Annotated in this window: 3 protein-coding genes; all 3 read left to right on the top strand. The window is 31.1% G+C overall.

The window, feature by feature from the left end; translation table 11 throughout:
• The first annotated feature begins 163 nt into the window (after window positions 1-163).
• The 3 genes from RCH18_RS15865 to RCH18_RS15855 are packed head-to-tail and all read left to right on the top strand — an operon-like array spanning window position 164 to window position 5,303.
• The gene (locus RCH18_RS15865) at window positions 164-2,590 is read left to right on the top strand and encodes an Hsp70 family protein (RefSeq protein WP_326937754.1); all 2,427 of its coding nucleotides are present in this window, start codon (window positions 164-166) and stop codon (window positions 2,588-2,590) included.
• Window positions 2,591-2,609: 19 nt separating this feature from the next.
• Window positions 2,610-3,782, top strand: a complete 1,173-nt coding sequence (locus tag RCH18_RS15860; protein WP_326937753.1) for a 3'-5' exonuclease — start codon at window positions 2,610-2,612, stop codon at window positions 3,780-3,782.
• A gap of 12 nt (window positions 3,783-3,794) precedes the next feature.
• Window positions 3,795-5,303 carry a hypothetical protein gene (locus tag RCH18_RS15855; protein WP_326937752.1) on the top strand — a complete coding sequence of 503 codons (1,509 nt, stop codon included), beginning with the start codon at window positions 3,795-3,797 and terminating at the stop codon, window positions 5,301-5,303.
• Window positions 5,304-5,636 lie beyond the last annotated feature (333 nt).

Here is a 5,636-nt window from a genome sequence, read left to right as displayed (position 1 = left end):
GCATCTTTAAATGTACAAATTTTCTCGCTTATAAACAAAATTAAATACTATATTTGATGCAAGTAAAACGGTGGTTTTTTCACAGACTGACGTTACCTGCAAGCCAAAGATCGACAGCCTGCTAAGCTAAAACATTAACAATAATGCAAAAAAACCAATATTAATGGCGACTGATATAACAATTAACAGCTTATTTCCAGCAGTTAAAAATGGACAACTGTCAAAACAACAGACCGACATTTTTAATACAACATTCATAGGCATTGACTTCGGGACTTCTACAACAGTTGTATCCATTTCACACTTGGAGAAAGAAACCAAGGATATAAAAACCAAAACACTTTGGTTAAATCAAAAAAAATATGATGGGACACCAATGTCCTCTGAAAAAGTACCGACAGTAATTGCTTGGTATAATAATCAGTTATTAGTTGGACAAGGTGCTGCCGACCTAAAACACCAATTGAAAAAAGGTGTAAATGTTTGGTATTCTTTTAAAATGGAATTAGGTGAAGACTTAGGCTCTAAATATTATAATAGCGAACTTGACAGAAAAAGCAAATTCACTATTTTAAACCCAAAAGATGCAACAAAAGTATTTTTTCAATATCTAAAAGCACAAATTGACAGAATTATAAGAACAGAAAATTTACCAGAAAACTTACAATACGCTGTTAGTATTCCTGCTTCATTTGAAGCAAATCAAAGAAAAGAACTTGTTCAGGCACTTGAACAAAATGGAATGGCTATAAACAAACAAGCATTAATTGATGAGCCTAATGCAGCATTTTTAAGCTATGTTCAAAAGTCGAATATTGAAAACAATCCTTTAAAAATACCTGATGGAGCTAATCCAAAAGTTTTAGTTTTTGATTTTGGGGCAGGAACTTGTGACGTTTCAATTATCGAGTTAGGAAAGGACTTAAACGGTGTTTATTCTAAAAATTTATCAATTTCAAAATTCGAAAAAATTGGTGGCGATGATTTGGACAGATATATTGCGTTAGAATATCTATTCCCACAATTATTAAGTGAAAACAAACTTACAAAAGCAGATTTTAAGACCCCAGAAAAAAACAGAATTATTACCCAATTTTTAAAAGCAGCAGAACAATTAAAAATATTGATTTGCGATACAGTTGCGTTAAAAATGGACAATAAACTATTGCCAGCATTGGCAATAGCAAAAGATAATGTTTCTCTGGGCTATACGATAGAAATAGATTCTAAAAAAGGTTTATTGAAACTTACAGAGCCTAAATTAACTTATCAAGAATTTAGCGATTCAATGAAAACGTTTCTTAAAACAAATTCTTTAATACCTAAAAAAGGAAGTGAAGGGCAAAATGATTTTGTGAGTGTTTTTAGTCCAATTCATACAGCTTTGAAAAAAGCCAATTTAACAAAGTCTGAGATAGATTATGTGTTATTCATAGGTGGAAGTTGTAAAAACCCTTATGTGCAAAATGCTTTAAAATATTATTTTATTGATTCAGATTTATTAATCCCAACCGACTTACAAACTCACGTTTCAGCAGGTGCTGCAATTCATTCTTTAATTTATAATGGATTTAATAAAAATATTATTCAGCCTATTACAAGCGAACCTTTTTTAGTAATCACAAAGGACGAAACCGCGAAAGTAATTTTGAGAGCAGGAACTCATATTCCTTGCGAACTAATAATAATTGATGACTTAGTTACTACAACAGATGGGCAACAAGCAATTGAATTACCCATTTGCTTAGGTAATAAAAACAAACTTTTGTACAATATTAAAATAGTATGTGAAGACCCTTCGGGCTTCAAAAAGAATACACCAGTTCGTTTGGAGTTAGAAATAAACGCTGATAAACTATTACTTGCCCGAGCATCTGCCGTCGGAAAATCTGTGTTTGTTGAAGCAATTAATCCGTTTGCAAATAAAGATTTAACAACCGAAGAGCGTATTGTTTTAAAGGCTGAAAGACAAGCAAATATTGAAGCCGAACAAAACAATGGCAAACCCACAAAACAAGGCTTAACAAATTTGTATAAAGCGTATGAACTAATTGGCAACGATTTTAGAGCAGCCGAAACATTAGAATTGTTAAACGAATTATATCCGAGTGTTTCAAATTACAATCAAATTGGAGTTTTATATTCAAGTGCAGGATATGCTGAAAAGGCTTTAGAGTTTTACGAATTAGCATTTGAAAACAATAAAAATGCAACAACTGCTTTTAATTTTGCTCACTCATTAAAAAGCAAAAACAAAGAAAAATTCAAAGAAATCCTTGAAGAATCATTACAACTTGAACCTAATAAACCTCATTCTCTTTATGAACTTGGAAAATTATTAAAAAAGGAAAAAGATGAAAAAGGCAATGAAATGATTAAACAAGCATTTGACACTTGGAAAAAAAAATATGACACAAATTCAATGTCTGAAAGTGATTATGGTTGGTTATCATCAGCTGCCGATGAATTAGGAATGAAAGATTTTGCACAACAAGTAAGACAATCAAAACCAACATTCAAAGGCGAAGAATTATATAATATTGATAACCTTACACAAACAAACATTGAAGAAGGTTTGATTAAACAATAACACTTAAAAAATATATACAATGGCTTGGATGATAAGAGAAGACCAACTCGACCCACAACAAAAAGATTTTGTAAACAATGAAGCAAGAAGAGAAGGCAATATTTGGGTAAAAGGATTTGCAGGAAGTGGCAAATCGGTTTTACTAGTTCATTCTTTAAAAGACATTTTAAGGAGAGAGCCAAACGCAACAGCAGCGGTTGTACTTTATACACATTCACTAATTGATGTGTTTAAAACAGGGATGAAAGAAATTGGACTTTCTGAAACAATTCCTGTAATGACTTATTACGAATTTGTAGATAGAAACACTTCTAGTTATGATTACATTTTATGTGATGAAGTACAAGACTTGCCAGCAAAGGTTTTGTTCTCAATGCAAAACCGAGCAAAAAAAATATTGGTAGCGGGTGACTCAAATCAATCAATTTATACTACTGACCCTAAATGGAAGGAGCCAACTGTTAACCCGGAACAAATCGGAGACATCATAAATGCAAGAGCATTTTCATTGAATATGATTCACCGATTAACAAGGAGTATCATTTCAGCGGTTCAAAAATTATTGCCTGATATGAATATTTTTGGTGCAGCAAGAGACACTTCAAAAGTTGATGTGAATATTCGTTTATGTGAAGCAAATAACGAACAAGAAGAAATTGAATATGTTTTTAAGGAATCTCAAAAGGGAACGGCAGTTGGCGAATCCTCTGTTATTTTATTACCTACACATAAAGCAATAGAAAAATTTATTGAATTACTCTATAAAGTAAATAACAAAAACCTTGTCTCAATTCCAAAAGACAGATGGAACAAACCCGATTACAATAGCTTAAATAGACAGCTAATAAACTCAAATATCAAGGCTCAATTTGTAGGAAGTGGTTATGGCTCTTTAAAAGATGCTGAAAATAATAAACATACAATTATTATGACTTACCATAGTGCAAAAGGATTAGACTTTGACAATGTGTTTTTGCCGTTTTTAAATAGTAGCTTATACATAACGCCCAATAATGAAGAAACTTTATTTATGGTAGCTATTACAAGAAGTAGAAAGAATTTGTATTTATCGTATTTTGGCTACACTAATAATTTGGTTGATAAATTTAAAAGTGGATGTACTGAAATTTCAATAAATCAATTAAATAACAATTCAAACAGTACCAGTCAAAGTGATGATTTTGACTTTTAACAAATAGAATTAATGAATAATTATATATCAATAGTAAATAGATATGAATTTGCCCAATTTTATAGATTTGGCTATATATATATATCTGCATCTGAATTGTTGCCATTTACTGAAATAGGTTCTACTGAAACCAAGTCAAATTTAGTTTCCCATTTTAAAAGCAAAACGCCATTTGAATATGACGAAGAATATTTAATTATTCATTTATGTCTAGAAATGGAGAACCAAAACACAATCCGAAAATTTCTTATTACCGACTTAAAATCAATTTATCCATTATCAAGACAGGCAAAACAATTAATACAAGAACGAATGGATTCAAGAATTAAACTTGAAGAACCAATATTTGAAAGCTTAATTCCAGCGATTATTTCAAATATTCAGAACAAAGAAATTGAAATGTCAATTTCAGCTCTTTGGACAATTTTTGATTTAGATAGTTCAAGCGACTTAATTAAACATAAAATAGGAGTTGAAAATATTTATAAAGGTATTGAGTTTAGAAAAGAAGGGGTGAAATCTTTTCAAATGACAAATGTGAATATTTGGTCAATTCTAATTGCATACGATAGATATGAATATTTTCCAAATTCAACTCTTGGATATTTTTTTGATTCAGGTCAAGTTTTTGCATATTCAAAACAATCGAATTTTGAAAACAGCAAACTTTATACATTGCTGAAATCAATTAAAGAAGACAGTAAAACACCCATAATCATTTCTAAATTAGAGAATTCTGAACTATCCCAATCATACATCTTAAATACAACTTTTGATGGCTTGAAATTTCATATTGTCGCACCATTATATTTAATGCTTAAAGATGATTTAAGAACATCTGAGGATTTGAAACAATCGAAGTATTTTACAAAAACAAGTTTAGAATATTTGAAGTCATTTGGAGATGAATTTAAAGCAGCGGTAATACTTTTAGGGTCATTCTTTGGCTACAAAAAAGTTTACGATTTGTATTATGATAAACTAAATTTATCATTTTTCAATAACTACAAACCATTTGTAGTTATTGAAAACAATATGCAAACTGAAATTATCGAAGTTCAAAAAGAAAAAGAAGAAGTACCAATACCCGAAGTTGAAATAAACAAAGAGATTATCACAAATGCCATCATAGAAACAGCAGAAATTAAACCTGTAGCTCCAAATGAAACAAACGAAGTTGTTGAAACTGTAATTATGGAATTTCAAAAAGAAGAAATACTTGAAACTGAAGACAAGGCAGCAATTCAATATCCGACAAAGGAAATTTCAGTAGCGGACGAAAGCTTGATTATAGGGCAAGAATTTAAAATGGAATCCTTCATTTTGGAAATATTAAAACAACAAAATGAAATTTCACTCACAGATTTAGCAAACAAAATTAAAATAGCAAAAGGTGACAAAAAGAAAAAGACAAATAGTGAATTAGAAAAGGAAATTATTAAAACAGAAACATTAGAAGTTACGAAAACTAAAACCAAAATGGTGATACGGAAAACAGGCTTTGATTTTAAGAAAACCTAAATTCGAAAACGGCCAGCAGGTAACAGCACCTACCCAAAAGACGGGGTTTCGTGCTTCGCAGACAGTTTTGTGGTAGCCGAAAGTTCAGTTCTCCGAATGAAGTTCAGTGGTAAAAATCCCGTCCTTCGGGTAGCTGCAAAACGTCAGGATGTGAATTTACCCCACTTTTGCTCAAATTAACGCAATAACTCCTTTCCTACTCGCACAAAATTGGCTTGTAAGCGAGTCGGTTTTTGAGGATAGAAATAAATGTTTACTAATTTTGAACTCGCATAAGAGCTTAAAAAAGGTCACTTTAATCAAGGCATACCCTTTTGGTGGGTATTTTGCATT

Source organism: Flavobacterium sp. PL11, assembly GCF_035985025.1.
Taxonomy (GTDB): domain Bacteria; phylum Bacteroidota; class Bacteroidia; order Flavobacteriales; family Flavobacteriaceae; genus Flavobacterium.
The sequence above is the reverse complement of the archived record's forward strand: the minus strand, read 5'-3'. Positions and strand labels throughout refer to the sequence as shown.